General features: G+C 75.5%; 1 pseudogene (cut by a window edge). It reads right to left on the bottom strand.

Annotated elements, in window-relative coordinates:
• Positions 1 to 60: 60 nt before the first annotated feature.
• A pseudogene (locus IA22_RS34265) lies at positions 61 to 15,980 on the bottom strand (lonely Cys domain-containing protein); it runs 20,928 nt beyond the window's last position.

Here is a 15,980-nt window from a genome sequence, read left to right as displayed (position 1 = left end):
CTCCATACGGTCGCGCCGCGCGGATGCCCGGCTCGCGGAGGAAGGCACGGGGACATCTCATCACCCACGCGCACCGCCGACGTCGGCCGCCCCCGGTCCGTCGGCCTTCGCTGCGGCGTCGGACGGTGCGGAGGGCGCGAAGTGCGGGTTGGCGACGTACGGTCCGAGCGGCATGCCGTACTCCATCGGCTGCGCGCCGCGGATGTACCGGCGGTCGATGCCCCCGGGGAACAGCACTTCCTCCTGGTCGGGGAAGGGCGAGGCAAGGCCGAGGGTGGCGTTCACGTCGATGCCGCCGGGGACCTGGATGTCGTAGCGCCAGCGGTAGCGGTGGTACAGGGCGTGGGCGCCCATCGGGTTCGCGCGGGCGCTGTCGCGCACGTAGTGACGGTTCGCGGTCGTGCTCGCGAAGACGGTGGTGGGGACCAGGGAACTGCCCCCGTAGACGTGGTCGAGGAGGTGCACCATGTCGGGGCCGTACGCCCTGAGGCCCACGCCGAAGACCCGCTCGGGCCCGTCGGGACTGAAGCGGAACAGGGGGCCGTCGTGGTCGCGCCACAGTGCGTCGGGGAGCTTGCTGCCCGCCAGTGCGGCCGGGTCGGCGGCGACGGTGGCGGGGTCGACGGGCGGAGCGCTGCTCACCGGCCCGGTGGCGGGCCAGACGACCGGCACGGGCGGGGGACCGTCCTCGGTGCCCGTGTGCGGCTCCGTCAGCAGGCGGGAGGAGGCGACGAGTCCGCGGCCGGGCAGGTACCAGTCCCACGCAGGGCCGTCGGAGTACACCCTCCCGGCCATGTCGGTGACACCACCGGCGGACGGGCCGTCCGAGGTGTACTCGCCGCGCAGTCCGAGGGACGGTATCTCGGCCACGAACACGTGGAACTCCGCGTCTTCCTGGCCGTAACCCCACACCGTGTGGCGGTCGGTGGCGGAGGCCACGGGGAAGGCCTCCAGGGTCTCCGCGAACCGCTCGTCGAACCGCCCGTCCACCGAGTAGGGCCCCGCCGGGCCCGCAGCGGCTGCTCCGGCGTCCGGATCGGTGGCGGGGCTCGCGTTCCACTCCGGGTTCCGCACCACGTCCGTGGCGGACGGCCCGGCGGACGGCAACTGCGGCACGGTCCTGCGCCAGACGCCCGGGCTGGGTGCCTCCGGCGGGGTCGCGCCGTCCTCGGTGACAGCCGGCGCATCGTCGTGGCTCCACACCGTCCGGTCGTTCGTGAGGGAGAAGTGCTGCTGGTCGCGCAGCTCCCCCGAGCCGAGACCGGGTACGAGGAGGACCACGGGGCGGTGCCGGCCGATCAGCGGCAGCTCCGGGTCGGACTCCAGCAAGGCGTAGAACTCCCGCACGCCGACCTGCACGGTGCCACCGGTCAGGTGCAGGACCACGGCACCGGCGGTATTCGTCTCCGCCGACACGAAGTACGGGGCGACGGCGCCCTCCTGGGCCCACGGGGCGGAGTCAGGCGATCCGGCGTCCGGAGCGGTGAACGGGCGCTGGAGCTCCGGCCCGCCGGGGGTCGGCGCGGGGCCCCAGTCGCGGCCCTGGAGGGGGCCGCCGGGCGCACGCATCCGGCTCCCCTCGGCGAACGCCCCCATCGTCTCCAGGTGGAAGACGGCCAGCTCGTCCGGGTGGCCGGATGTACGTCCGGCGGCGAAGGCCTGCTCGGTCAGCTCCCGCAGCCGGGCCTCCGCGGCCGCGTCCCACGCGGTGCCGGCGGGCAGGTGGAGCACCGCACGTCCCCTCTCCTCCCGCTCCGCCGGGGAAGCGGCGTCGAGCAGCCGTGCCGCGCCGGTCATCGCCCACAGCGCGCGGGCGTAGGCGCGCCGGGTGAGCGGTCCGGTGGGCATCCGCAGCACCGGCCGGACCGCGCCGTCGCCACCGTCGGTGAGCCGGCCGGACGCGGCCCGCAGTGCGGGCACGTCCCATACGTCGGTGAGCGCGGCGTCCCCCGGCGCGGCCAGGGCCCGGTCGAGCACGGCCTCGAAGTCGGCCGGCCCCGGTGCGGCTCCCTCGTCGGGCGCCGGTACGAGGAGCTGCCACAGCTCCATGCGCAGCGGGGTGTACCCGCTCAGCGCCGGGTCGTTCGCCCGCAGGGTCTCCAGCGCGCCGATGCCGCGCAGCAGCCGCTCGTAACGGCCCCCCGGCACGCCGCGGTCGGCCTCGACGTCGTTGCCGAAGACCAGGCGCAGGGCCCGTGTCAGCCGCAGGGCGCGCGGCGCCTCGTCGTCCCAGGCGGGGAGACCGGCGGGACGCGGCAGGGGGCGCAGGCCGGCCGCCTCGGCCAACTCGGCTGTCGCACCGACCGGTTCGGGCAGGAAGGTCTCCATCCGCGCCAGGGTGCCTTCAGGCGTCGCCGCGAGCAGCCGCACGGAGTCGTTGTAGCCGGTCCTGCCGGTGGCGGCGGTGGTGGTGCGCCCGCTGTGGTTGGCGGCGTGCTGCGCGAGCGCCACCTCCTCCAGGGGGTCCTCGACGAGCGGGGCGGGCCTGATGAGGGACTGGCTGCGCAGCGGGTCACCGGCCACGGCGCCGTAGCAGCTCGCGACGTGCAGGGCGTCCCCGGCAGCCCGCGCGACGACCTCGGGCAGCCCGCCGATGTAGCGCCCGCCGTCCTCGGCGCCGAGCAGCAGGACGCGGCCGTCCTTGCCGGCCAGCTTCAGGCCTCCGGGGACCCCGTGGGCGTGGAAGGTGTAGACGGACGCCTCGGGGTCCGGGGCGGTCTCCTCGGCGCCGACCGTGTGGAAGGCGTCGCCGACGCGGACCACGTGTGTGCGCTCCCGCATGCCCCGGTACAGCCTCAGCCGCCGCTCCCGCAGCCGCCTGCGGCCGTCGTCCGGCATCGACTCGCGGCCCTCGAAGCGGTGGTCCGCCCCGACCAGCGGCCGGGTCTCCACGTCGCTGTCCCGGAACCGGACGCCGTCCACCGTGACCCACTCGCGGTCCTCGGCCCGAGTGGCACCGTCCGACGGAGGGTCGAACGGCACCCAGTCGCCGTACGCGTCGTCGGGGTCGGAGTCGACGAGCGAGGGTACGGAGGCGACCGGCCCGGTGGTCGTGGCACCGGGATCGCCCTCGGCGCCGGTGACACGGCCGTCGCCGCTGGGGGCCCAGACCCTGCGGCCCAGCCGCTCCGCCGCGGCCCGCGCCAACGGCCCGTACTGCGCACCCGCGTACGGGCTCACCAGCACCACCGGAACGTCGCGGGGCAGCGAGGCCAGCACGGGATCGGCGGCCAGGAGGTCTGCCAGCGCCTGCGGACCGAGCTCCCGGCCGTCGGCGAACAGGGCCTCGTCGTAACCGGCCTCGGCCGCCACCACGTACGCCGCCTCGCCCCAGGGTGACGCCCCTTCGGAGACCGTCCGCAGTTCGCCGCCCCGTTGTTCCTGGAGCCGGATCCGTGCGGGGTCGACGCGTCCGACGCCGGTTCCGGTCCAGTCGCGGCCGCGCGGAGCGCCCTGGGCGTCGGTCAGCAGTGTGGCTTCGGCCAGCAGCGGGTCCGACGCGGCGTCGACGGCGCCCACGGACCGGAGCGAGTCGGTGGACGGCGACTCGGACAGGGCCGGGCGCCGGGCGCCCCGGCCGGTGGACCGGGGTACCGGCGCGGGGAGCGTGCGGGGCGCGTCCCCGGCGGAGGTGTACCGGACCGGGCGCGTCTCGTGCCAGACGTCGGCCGTCGGCACGCTCCCGGCGACGGCCGAGTCGCGCAGGTCCAGCACCGGCTGTCCGGAGCCGCCGGCCGCCGACAGGTCCGCGGGGAAGTCGGTCCACCAGACAGAGCGGCCCAGCCGCTGGGCGAGCCGGTGGGCGACGTCCCCGGCGTCGGCGGGCGGTCCCGAGAACGCCAGGACCACGGGGGTGGTCAGTTCCCGGCGCATCAGTCTCAGGTCGTTCGCCAGCATCTCCGCGAACTCGCGGGTCGGCACACTGGACGTCTCGCCGTCGTAGGACAGGCGGAGGAGGTCGGGGTCGTGCGGGTCCGGGGCGACGCGCACCAGGTACGGGACCGGCGTGTCCGTCCCCTGCTTCCACGGTGCGTCCAGCACTCCGGCGGGGGTGCGGAACTGCGCCAGGTCCACGTCCGACGGCATCGGTACGCCGGTGAAGTCGCGGCCGCCCCCGTGTGCGCCGTCCTGAACCGTGCGCAGGCCGGTGGTGGTGTACGCCCCGGACTCCTCCAGGGCGTATGCCGCCGCCGCGTCCGGGTCGGACGCGTCGCGGCCCACCGCGAAGGCGCGGGTGACCAGGTCGAGCGCCTCCTCGCGCTCCGCCCGGCCCGTCCGGGCGCCCGGGGGCAGGTGGAGGACCTGCGCGATGAACTCGTGCTGGTCGGGGTCGGTGTCGAGCAGCGTCTCCTCGGCCTTGACCCGGGCCCAGAAGATGCGTGACCGCTCGGTCACCCCGACCTCGTCGGGGTCGATGTCCAGGGCGGTCGAGGCCTCGTCCACGGGGTCGCCGTCCCGCATCCACTGTGCGGCGGCCTCCACCGCCGGCAGGTCCACGAAACCGACCAGCACGTCGCCGGGCCACAGGGACCACTGCTCGGCGGCAGCGGTCAGCGCACGGCGGGTGGCTTGCTGGTCCACTGCGGCGGAGCCGCCCGCGTGCGCCTCGGTCACCCGGCGCAGCAGGTCCAGCGTGAACGGGCCGGCCGCGTCGAAGTCCGAGTCGCTGCTCCACATGTGGTCCACCGCCGCCGCGCCGCGCAGCAGATCGCCGAAGTCGGGCGCGTCGTCGACCTCGTGCCCGAAGGTGAGCCGCAGCGCCCGCACCAGGCGCAGCGTCCTCTCGCGTGCCTCGTCCGTGACGGGTCCGCCGCCCGCGCGGTATCCGGCGGCCTCGGCCAGGCCGTCCAGTGCGGGGCCCGAGGGCTCGGGCCGGAACAGGTCCCAGGCCCGGTGGCGTCCCTGAGCGTCCGCGTACAGGGTGCGCATGTAACGGCCGCCGGCCGACCGCGCTCCCTGCGAGCTGTACGCCAGGCGAACGGTCCGTCCCGTGCTGTTCGCCAGGTGCTGTCCCATGGAGACATCACGCAGCGGGTCGGGGACGAACGGGCCGGGGAAGGCGTCGCTCACGGTGTCCGGGGCCGGCACGGCGCTTCCCTTGGGCGCTCCGCTCCAGCAGACCACCATGTCGATCCAGTGGTCCTCGGGCAGACTCGCCAGGCTCTTGCGGCGCTTGAGCCACGGCCCGGCCTCCCGCTCGTCGACCAGCCGGACGCCGCCGTCCCGCATCGCGAGTTGGAGGACGCCAGGTTCGCCGTGGATGTCCAGGCGGTAGGCGGTGTCCTCGGGGCCGGGGCGCGGCAGGTCGTGTTCCTGGGACGTCCCGCCCGTGGCGGGGTAGTGGTGCACGAACGTCGTCATCCGGTCGAAGTGGCGGCCTTCCTGCTCGAAGTGCTCGGCGTACTCGGCGGGGTGGTGCGAGGCCCGGCCGATCTGCTTCCCGGTAAGGGAGCTGACGATGGGCCGCGTCACCACTTCGCGGTGCCAGGCGGGTGCGTCGTCGTCGGGGTCGGGGGCCAGGCCGGGCACGCTCGCGATCCAGTCGCCCTGCGGGACGCCGGGCCGCCGGACGATGTCGATGGTGCTCGCCGCTCCGGGCGCCGAACTGAGCGTCACCTCGCCGCTGTGCGCCCACACCGTCCGTCCGGTGCGGTCCGCGAGCTTGCGCGGCAGGTCGAGGTAGGCGTCCGCGGCGAAGGGGATGGCCAGCACGAGGGGGGTCCCCTGCGCGAGCGTCTCCCCCGCCACGTCCGCCGCGACCAGCTCCACGAACTCGTCGACGTCCAGCTCGCGCGTCGAGCCGTCCGGCAGCCGTACCTCCACCCGGTCGTGCGCCCCGGCGGCGGCCACGACGTACGGGGTGACGCCCTGCGGCCACGGGGTGCGCACGGTGTCGAGGATGTCGTACGTACCGGAGGGGTTGTCCTCCAGCACGTCACCACTGGCTGTGTCCAGCTCCGCGACGGCGTCGTCGTCCCAGTTGAGGCCCGGGACCCGGCGGCCCTGCACGGTGAAGTGGCGCGCGCGGCCGGGGGCTCGCACACCCAGCTCGGCCAGGTGGAAGGCGCCCAGGGCGGCGAGGCTCGTGGCCGCGCCGGCGGCCGTGGCCCGTTGCACCAGGGCGAACAGTTCCGCCGCCCGGTCCGGTCCGACGCCCGCGCCGGGGTCCAGGTGCAGCACTCGGCGGGCGAGCGCGTCGACGTCCAGCGGGCGGTCGCGCAGGGAGCGGTCACGGCGACGCAGGTTCTCCAGGGTCTGCATCGCTGCCGCGTCGGGCGGCTGGGTGATGCCGATCGTCGCCTGCCGGCCCAGCTCCGCGCGGGTCACGCCGTCGAGGGGCCCTGTGCCCACCCAGTCCTCGGGGGGCCGGGCCATGCTCCGCGCCCCGACCGTGAAGTCCTCGACGGTCAGGCGCGGTCCGCCGGCGGGCAGGTCCTGCTGGAGGTCGTCGAGGGCGCCGGCCAGCAGCCGCCGGAACAGGGTCCGCGCGGTCTGTGCGCGCCGCCTGGCCGCGGCGGCCTGCTCGTCACGGCGCGCGTCGGCGCCGTAGCCGGTGACGGCGACGCGTGGCAGCGACGCGCCCGCCCGCTGGTTGCGCAGCCCCGCGGCGGCCACCTGGGACGCCAGCAGGCGCAGGGTCTCCGTGCCCTCTGCGGACGGTGTCGTGATGCCGTGCGCGTACGCCACCAGGCTGCGCGTGGGCAGTGCGGGCGGCGGCGGGGCGGCCGGGGCCGTGTGGACGGGCGTGGTGGTCACGGATGCCGAGGTCGGCTCCACGCCCTCCATGGCGTCGGAGTCCGTCTCCACCCCCTGCATGGGGTCCCCGGCCGAGGAGCGGGCCTTCCCGGGGGAAGCCGTCGCGGCAGCGGCGCCGGTGGTCACCTCGTCCGTGTCCGCGGACGCCGTCCCGGCCGCCGGGCCGTCGCCGGCCGCGTCCCCCGGCATGCCGGACGGCGGAGCCGCGGGCAGGGGCGGATCGACCGGTCGGCGGCCCTCCTGGACCCCGCCCCGGTCGACGGGCCGCGCCTCGCGCCAGTCGGCGGCCGTCGGGCTGGTCAGTGTCATCAGCGAACCGACGAGCGTGGGCACCGTGACACCCGCGTCGTCCGTACCGGACAGCTCGACCGGGAAGGGGCTCCACCACACGCTGCGGCCGAGCCGCTGGGCCACCAGGTCCGCGACGCCGGGCGCGGGCCCGTCGAGACCGTCCAGGATGAGCAGGACGGGGGTCGTGAGGTCCTTGCGGCGCAACTCGGGGTCCGAGGCCAGCAGTTCGGCGAACTCGGCGGCCCGCACCTGGTACGTGGCGCCGTCGAAGGTCACATGGAGGTCGTTGCCGTCCTGCAGATCCACGGAGGCCCGCACCAGGTAGGGCACCGGCTTGGCCTTGCCGGAGGCGTCCTGTCCGGCCCACGGGGCGGCGACGACTCCGCTCGGCACCCGGAACGTGTCCAGTCCGGGCAGCAGAACTGCGGCACCGTCCTTCCAGTCGCGGCCGTCCCCCAGGGCGGACCCCATGGTCGTGGCCGCCGAGGCGTGCTCGAAGGCACCCCGCGTCTCCAGGTCGTACGCGGCCGCCGCCTCGACGTCGGCCATGTTCCGGCCCGCGGCGAACCCCCTGGTGAGCAAGGTCAGCGCCTCGTCGCGCAACGCCTCGTCCACCTCGACTGCGGGGTCGAGGTGGAGCACCCTGGTCGTGAGCGCGTCGGCGTCCTGGGCAGCGAGCAGGGTCTCCTCGGCCTTGACCCGCGCCCAGAACATCCGTGCCCGCCCCGCCGCGTCCACCTCGTCGGGACCGGAGAGCTTCAGCGCGGTGACGGCCGCCGTGTCCACCGCCGCGGTGTCGCCGAGCCAGCGGGCGGCCGAGTCGAGCACCGGCAGGTCCACGAAGCTGCTCACCGGCACGGACTGTCCGGACTGCCAGGCCTGTGCCGCCGCGGCCAGGACACGGCGGGTGACGTCCCGGTCCACCCCGGACGCGGCCTCGGGGTGGGCGGCGATCACCCGGCGCAGCAGGTCGTGCGAGAACGGTCCCGTCGGGCCGAGGTCCGGATCGGCGTGCCACATGTTGACGACCGCGGCGGCTCCGCGGATCAGGGTCGTGAAGTCGTCCGCGTCCTCCACGTCCTGCCCGAGGAGCAGCCGCATGGCCCGCACCAGGCGCAGCAGCGCGGCACGGCTCTGCGGCGACGCGTCACCCTCGAACCCGGCCAGTTCCGCGAGCCGGTCGAGTTCGGCCTCGTCGGGCTCCGGACGGCGGGTCTCCCACCACCACTGGCGGCCGCTCGCGTCGGTGAACAGCACCCGGACGGGGTCGTCCTGGTAGGTGAAAGCGCCCTGGAGGGCGTAGGAGAGGCGCACCGTGCGCCGCGTCTCGTTCGCGAGGTGCTGCCCCAGGGAGAGGGCGTCGTCGGCGAGCGGATCGGCGGCGAACGGCACGGCGAAGGAGTGGCCGGCCTGGGAGAGGTCCTGCGTGGTGCCGTCCTGCGGGGTCGAGGAGTAGCAGACCACCATGTCGAGCCAGTGGTCGGCGGGCCGGCTCGACAGGCTCTTGCGCCGGCGCAGCCACTCGCCCGCCTCGTGCCGGTCCGCCGTCCTCGACCCTCCGTCGGCCAGCGGCAGCACCAGCCGCCCCGGCAGGCCGTGGCCGGCCAGGTGGTACGCCTTGTCCTTCGGCCCCGGGTCGTCCAGCGGGAGCTTCGCGGAGTACGTCCCGGTGGCGGGGTCGTAGTGGACGTACAGCGTCATCTGGTCGAGGCGGCTGAAGTTGTGCTCACGCGTCCCGGCGAGTTCGCCGGGCGTGTGCAGGCTGCGGCCGATCTGCTCTCCGGTCAGCGCGCTGACGACGGGCTGGGTCAGTACGTCACGGTGCCAGTCCGGTGCGCCGTCGTCGGTGTCGGGCGCGAGGCCGGGCCGGACCGGGAACCAGGAGCCGTGCGGCAGTCCGTCCTGCCGGATCACGGCGATGGTGCCCGCCCCGGCCGGGTCGGGGTTGCGTCGAGCCTGGCCGCTGTGGACCCATACGGTGCGGCCCGTCCGGTCGGCGAGCGTGCGCGGCAGGTCCAGGTACCGGTCGCCGGCGAAGGGGACGGCGAGCACGATCGGGGTGTCGGCCGGGAGGGCCCGCAACGCCGGGTCGGCGGAGACCAGTTCGGCGAATTCGGCGGCGTCGAGGTCCTGGGCCGTACCGTCGGGCAGCCGCACCGTCACCGTGTCGTGGCGCCCGTCGGCCAGCACGGCGTACGGGGTCTCGCTCCACGTCCACGGGGCGAAGTCGGTGATGCCCGTCGACTCGAAGCCGCCGGACCCGTCCGGCCGGAGGCCCTCGATGAACATGCTGTCCAGTTCGACGACGTCGGATCCGGCCCAGTTCAGGCCTGCCACCCGGGTCCCGCCCACGGTGACGTGCCGGGTGCGGTCCGGGGCGAGGACGCCCTGCTCCTCGAGGGAGAACGCCGTGAGGGACGCCAGGCCGCCGGCCCGCCCGGCCGCGAGTGCCCGCCCGACCGTCGTATACAGGTCGCGGCGCATCTCGGGGTCGACGAGGACGGACGGGGCGAGGTGGAGGACGCGGCGGGCGACCGCGTCCACGTCGAACGTCCCGGTGCGCAGCTCCGGGTCGTCGCGGCGTGCCGCGTCCAGGGCCTCGACCGCCGCCGCGTGCCCGGGCGACGTGACGGCGATGGTGGCCTGGCGGCCCAGGTCCGCGCGGCTCACCGTCTCCGCCAGGCCGGTGATGGCGCCCTGGCCGGGCAGGCGCGCCCGGCCACGCTGAGTGATCTTGAAGTCCTTCGGGGTCAGCCGGGTCCGCCCCGCCGGCAGGTTCGTCTGGAGGGTGCGCAGCGCGTCGTCGAGCTTCCGGACGAACAGGTCGTACGCGGTCCGGGCACGCTGGTCACCCCGCTGCCGGGCGGCCTGTTCCCGCTCCTGCGCGGTTCCGGCCCCGCGTGCGTCGGCACCGAAGCCCGCGATGTCGATCTTCGGCAGCGGCACCCGTGTACGCAGGTTGCGCAGCCCGGCCCGGGCGACCCGCAACGCCAGGCGTTCGACGTCGTCCTGCGCGTCGGCCGAGGGCCGCGTCTCCCCCGGGGCGTACGTCACGAGGCTCTGCCGGGGCAGGAGGGCGAGCGGGCGGGGCGGGACCGCGGTCGTCGGTACGGCGAACACCTGCTGCGGGCCGTCCGTGTCCAGCGCCGTCGGCTCCGCGTCGGCCATGTCCACGTCGGGGGCGGCCAGGTCGTCGCCCGTTCCGAGCAGGCCGAAGTCGAAGTCACCGAAGTCGAAGTCGAAGTCGTCGAGGTCGACGCCGTCCCATGCGGAGAGGTCGAAATCGCCGAGGCCGCCGGTGTCGAGTACCGGTTCGTCCGGTTCCGTCATGTCGACGTCCGGCATGTCGGCGTCCGGCATGTCGGCGTCGGTGCCCGACTGGGCGACCGGGGCCGGGGCCGGGGTCGCTTCGGCGTCGGTGCGGTTGTCCGCGTCGGCACCGGTGTCCGTGGCAGGCGCCGTCCAGCGCGGTCGCAGACCGAGCCCGGAGCGGAGCGTGTCTGCCAGCTCCACGGCGGACACAGGGGCGGCCCCGGTACCGGTCCAGGCACCCAGCAGATGGCCGGCGACCCGGCGGACCGCGTCGCGGAAGTCCTCACCGGCGTACCGGGAGTCGTCGAGGACCGCGTGCGGCTCCGCCGGGAGCACCAGGGAGACGGCGGCGGCCCAGGCGCGATCTGTCCCGCTCCCGCCCGTGTCCTCCGGGGCCGTTGCGGCGAAGTCCGCGTAGGCCTGTGCCCACAGCCGCCTCGACGCGTGCGCGGCGGCCGTGTCCATCGCGTCCGACCAGGCGCCGTCGCGCGCCATCCGCACCCGCATCAGGTCCAGGGGCGACAGCGCGGCCGCGGGCAGCCGGTCGTCGCCGCGCAGCATCATCTCGGTCCGCTGGCCGACGGAGAGCGTGATGCCCGCCGCCTCACGTTCCCGCGGGCCGAACGCCTCGTCCCCGGCGGGCCCCGCCGTACCGGGCGGCAGGTCGCCTTCGGTCAACTGCCCCGCGATCCACAGGCGTTCACCGTCGTTCCGCGGGACGACCGGGGCGGCCGCCTCACCGTCGGCGGCCTCGTCCGGCCCGGCGTCCCGCGCGTCGGGGGCGACGCCCAGGGCCCACAGACGGGCCTCGGCGTCCTCCAGCAGGCGACGTGCGGCATCGGCCTCGGCCCAGGCATCGGCCCTCTCCGTCCCGTCACCGCCGGCCCGCTCCGCCGTCGCGGCACCGGCTGCGGCCTCGGCGAACGTGCTCCTCGCCCGTGCGTGCGCGACCCGGGCGGCGTCGAGCTCCGGGGTGCCGGTCCCGGCGGTGGCGCGGTCCCCGTCGGCCGCGGAGGTCCGCCCCTCCGTGCGGGGGTGCTTCGCGTTGGTGGCCACCGCCATGCCGGTGGCACCGGGGCCGTCGCCCTCGGCGCTCGTGATCCGTCCCCAGGTACCCGCCGTGGCCGGCCGGCCGTCGGGGTCCGGCAGCACCGCGACGGTGTACGTCCCGGTCGCCGGGTCGTGGTGGAGCGTGGTCGCGCTGTGCGTGGACCACCAGTTGCGGGCCGAGTTGCGGGCGCCCTCACCGGGGACGCTGCCCTCGACGGGCCGCGCGCCGGACGGCCTGCCGTGCGGCACCACGGCGATGACCTCGGCGTACCCGTCCTCGGAGAGCAGCTCGGGGTCGCGGAAGACCAGTTCGCCGAACTCGCCGGGCGGCACCGGTCCCTGCATCCGCAGTCCGTCGGCGTCACCGTCGGCGACGTACACGAAGGGCCGCGGACGGTGCGGGTCGGCCGCCCAGGGCGCGGGTTCGGTGCCGACGGGCACGAGCGTGCCGTCGGGTGCGTACCCGAGCAGGGTGACGACGCTCGGGTCGAACGTGCCCTGCGGCCGGGACACGCCGTCCAGCGCCCGGCCCCAGGCCGTGCCGTCGTCGTCCGTCAGGAGCCGGTCCGGGTCCAGTGCGCCCTGCTGCTCCAGGTGGTGCGCGGCGATCTCGCTCAGCTGCCGGGGGTCGCGGCCGGCGGCGGCGGCCCGCCGTGCCACGAGGACCGCTTCGCCGAATCGCGTCGGGTCGGGCGCGGGCAGGTGCAGCACGGCGGCGGCGAACGCGCCCGGGTCCGTCTGCCCGGTCACCAGGGCGACCTTGAACGACGCCCACACCAGCCGCGACCACTCCGCTTCTCCCACCGGCGCCGAGACGTCGAGCCCCAGGACGTCGCGGGCGATGTCCTCCCGGCGCGGCGTGGAAGCGAGGTCGGTCAGCATGTGGACGAGGTGCGGCAGCGCGATCCAGCGGGTGAGGGGTTCGAGCGGCCCCGTGTCCTGGCGCCGGGCCGCCTCCGTCAGCAGGCTCCGGTGGGCGTCCGGTGTGAACTGCGGTGCCGGCCCCGTCGCGGGGCCTCCGGTGTGGTAGCCGGTCAGGAGCTGCTCGTACAGGTCCAGGGTGAACGTGCGCGCGCCGTCCCGGTCCAGGTACGGATCGGCCTCGCGCATCAGGTCGAGCGCGCCGATGCCGCGGAGCAGCACCGGGTGGTCCGGGGCGTCGTCGACCGTGGGGCCGAAGATCTGGCGCAGCGCGCGTACCAGCCGCAGCGTCCGTTCCTGCACGGCCTCGGGGACCGGGCCGGGGCCGTGGTGCAGCCCCGCGTCGCGGGCCCGCTGCTCCAGTGCCGCCCCCGTGGGCTCCGGTCGGAACATGCTCCACGGGTAGGCGCGGCCGCGTGCGTCGGTGTGGAGGCTGAGGTAGGCCTCCTGGGCGCCGTTCCGCGACTGGACGGCGGCGTTCATGAGGGTGGTCGCGAACACCGTGCGGCCCGTCTCGTTGGCCGTGTGCTGGCCGACCGCGACGTCCGCGAGGGGGTCGGGGGTGAACGGCAGCGGGCCGTCGATGTGCTGCCCGTGCATCTCCCCGATACCGGGGGGCGCCGCCGCGTAGCAGACGAGCAGGACCACGGGGTGCTCGGGGGCGAGGGAGGCCAGGCTGCGGCGGCGGGCCAGCCTGCGGGCGAACTGCGGCCCGTCGTCGGTCCGCTCCCCCTGCGGGGTGTGCCACATGACGGAGCCCGGCAGGCCGTGGTTGTTGGGGAAGTACGGCGTGGGCAGGTTGAGTTCGACCCAGGGCACGGGTGCCGTGGGCTGCGTGACGTCGTAGGAGGTGCGCTGGAAGGTGTACGAGGTGACCGTCCCCAGCCGGCTGTGGGTCAGCGTCCGCGACCAGCCCCCGTCGTCGGAGTCGGCGAGGTCCATGGAGATGTAGCCCGTGGACCGGTTCCCGTGGTGGGCGACGGACAGGGAGCTGATCTCGCCGTCCACCGCGTCGGAGGACGACGTGGGCTGTGTGGCGGGCGTGTTGGAGAACCACTGGCCCCGGGGCGCCTGCTTCTCCTCGTCCAGCAGCAGGACGACCGAGCGGTCCGGGGCTCCGGGGAGGCGCCCGATGGCCGACCGGCCGGTGGTGGCCCACACCTCTCTGCCGAGGCGGTCGGCGAGCCCGCGCGGCAGATCCAGGGAGGCGGCTCCGGACCGGGCGACGTGCAGCAGCAGCGGTCCCGGCCGGCCGGTGAGGCCCCGGTCGAGGGCCATCAGCTCGTGCAGGACCTCGGGCGGGACGGGACGCGCGAAGCCGCCGACTCCCCGCACCACGGCCCCGTCCGGCCGGCCGCCGAGCAGCACGAGGTACGGGTCGGGGTCGCCCGGGGTGGGGAGCCACGGCGCGGTCTCGGGCCCGCTGTGGCCGGTCGTGCCGTCAGGGGCGCGCGAGACACGGCCGGTGAGGCCCGGATCGAAGTCGGCCGGCAGGGCCTGGCCCAGCCAGTTCCAGCCGCGCGGGCGGCCCTGCGCGTCGGTGAGCCGGAAGTCCGCGTGGAAGGCGCCGCGCCGGACGAGGTAGTGGGCGGACACCGCGCTCAGTGTGCGGGCGCCCGCGGTGGAGGGGTCCGTCACGAGCCGCATCAGGGCACCGCGGGCGGCGGCGGTGACCATGTCGGAGGGATCGAGGAGCAGCGTCCGGCGGACCAGGGCGTCCAGGTCCAGGAAGCCGCCGCGCAGCTCCGGGTCCGCCTCCCTCAGCCGGTCGAGCCGCTCCAGCCCCTCGGCGGCCCGCCCCCGGTCGACGCCGTTGAGTGCGCCGAGGCCGTACAGGGCGTCGAGGATCGCCTCGCGGTGCCGTTCCGCGTCGTCGGGCGACACCTGGGGCGGCGCGGCGGCGGTGCCCTGGTACGGGGCGGGAGCGTCCGGCATCTGGGGAGCCGGGTGGTTCGGCTGGGAGGCGACGGGGCGGGTGTGCACCGGACGGTGCGGAAGCGTCGCGCGGGTGTGCGCGCCGTCCTGCCGTACGACGCCGCCGACGGGCTTCGGTTCCAGCTCGTCCAGGAGGGCCTGCGCGTGCTCGTCGGGGAAGAGCCCGTCCCGCGCGACGTTCTCCCTCAGCTCCCGCTCGCCGAGGGGATGGACGTTCCAGTACCGGCCCCAGTTGTCCGTGTAGTCGAGGGCCGGGTCGTGGCCGGGGACGCCGTCCAGTGCCAGCTGGGCGCCGCGCATCACCTCATGGGCGGTGTGGTGGCCCACGGTGAGCGAGATGGCCAGCATCCCGGCCCGGATCAGGCCGAGGTCCAGGTCGAGGCCCCACTGGTCCCGCATCCGGGCGGCGTGCAGCACGAAGCGGTACGTGGACCCGGCGGTGCCGGTCGCCACCAGGCCGCCGGAGTCCTCGGACCGGCCCTGGAAGTCGGCGCTCATCGCGAGGTCGTACACCGCCGTCGCGGGCATCCAGGTCAGTCCGGCCTCGTCGACCGCGATCCGGCGCTCCGCCGCGCTCAGCGGCGGGCGCGCGGTGTCCGGGTGCGGCGGATCGGCCACGGGCCGCGGCAGTTCCCTGACGGCGGCCTCCTTCTCCTCGAGGGTCATGGCCGACTGCTGGATCTCGATGGCGCGCCGCATGTACTCGGCGTAGGCCTCCCGCTGCCGGCGGCTCGGCCGCTCGGCGGCGATCTCCGGGTGCTGCTCCTCCACGCCGCCGAGCATCTCCGGCACGAGGTTCTCGGAGATCCCCTCGTACAGGAACGCCACGAGCTCCCGCAGGTTTCCGCTCCTCAGCACACGCTGGAGGGCGTCGCGGGACGTGCCGACGACGCCCGCCTTGAACTTGCTGGTGTCTCCGAACGTCGCCAGCGCGCGCGGATGCCTCATGCGCGCGGCCGCCCACGCGGCACTCGCCATCTTCCGGAACTCGGCCGTCACCGCCTCGTGTTCGGCCAGGTACTCGCCGAGGCGGCGGTCGAAGGCGGCGGACTCCTCGGCGTAGCGGATGCGTGCCAGGACCCACGGGGGCGCGTCGCTGTTCCTGCGCTCCGGGCTGGGTACCGGGGAACGGCCCCGGGAGCGGGACCTGCCGCGCTCGGGGGTGGGGACCGTCAAGGACTCGGCGGTCTCCTCGGGCCCGGCGGACGGCGATTCACCGGTCTCCTGCCCGGTGACCGGGGATCCGGAGGTCCGGTCGGGTGCGGGCCGTTCGGACGCGGCGCTCTCCCTGACGGGCGTGGTGGTCCCCGACGGCTGCGACGAACCCGGCGGGACGAGCCGCTGGTCGTCGATCTCGATCGTCACCACGCGCCCCTGGGCCGGGTCGGTGGCCCTGCGGACCCGCTTGGCGGCCTTGGTGAGACCGAAGTCCCTCACGCCGACCCGCGGTCCGTCCGTGTCCGCCTGAAGGGTGGTCAGGATCTGGCCCAGCCTGGCCGCGAGCGCCCTCGCGACGGCGTCCGCCCGGTCCTGGCCGCTGGCCTGCGACCGGTTGCCGTGCCCGGTGAGGGTGATCCTGGGCAGGGGCAGTCCGTGGGCGCGGTTCCACAGTCCCGCGCGCGCCAGTGACTGCGCCAGGCCGTCGATCGTGCCGTCCGCGTCGGCGGGGACGCCGTGGTCCCCTTCGTCGAAGTGGATCGCCTGCTGGTGCCAGC

It is taken from the genome of Kitasatospora papulosa (assembly GCF_000717245.1).
GTDB classification, from domain to species: domain Bacteria; phylum Actinomycetota; class Actinomycetes; order Streptomycetales; family Streptomycetaceae; genus Streptomyces; species Streptomyces papulosus.
This window is presented reverse-complemented; position numbering and strand designations above follow the sequence as displayed.